The sequence below is a fragment of the Vibrio sp. S457-15 genome (assembly GCF_000960545.1).
GTDB lineage: Bacteria > Pseudomonadota > Gammaproteobacteria > Enterobacterales > Vibrionaceae > Vibrio > Vibrio parahaemolyticus.
On the sequence record NZ_JYOQ01000166.1, the window covers coordinates 1 to 380 of the forward strand.

Below are 380 nucleotides of genomic sequence, written 5' to 3' on the forward strand. Positions count from 1 at the left end.
ACTCGTTATATGTGTGGTGTATTAATAATCAGCGGAGCGCTACCGAGATCGACACTTTCCGCTTCGTCGGCATCGTCAAATGTGTATAAGATGCAGATCATACTGTTGAAACGTAGGATGAGTTTGTACCGGTGCCATAAAGTCCATAATTACAACAACTACGATTAGTAGTGATGTACCGCCGAAGAAGAAACGTACGTTCCACGCGACCATCATGAACTCGGGAATCAAACAGATAAAGGTAATGTACAGTGCACCAGTAACGAGAAGACGTGCCATCACTTTATCGATGTACTTCGCTGTCTGATCACCTGGGCGGATACCGGGTACGACTGCTCCCGACTTCTTCAAGTTATCTGCTGTTTCACGCGGGTTGAATC

1 pseudogene is annotated in these 380 nt (G+C 46.1%); it reads right to left on the reverse strand.

From position 1 onward, the window contains the following. Positions 1-75: 75 nt before the first annotated feature. A pseudogene (gene secY / locus UF05_RS17070) lies at positions 76-380 on the reverse strand (preprotein translocase subunit SecY); the annotation flags it as partial.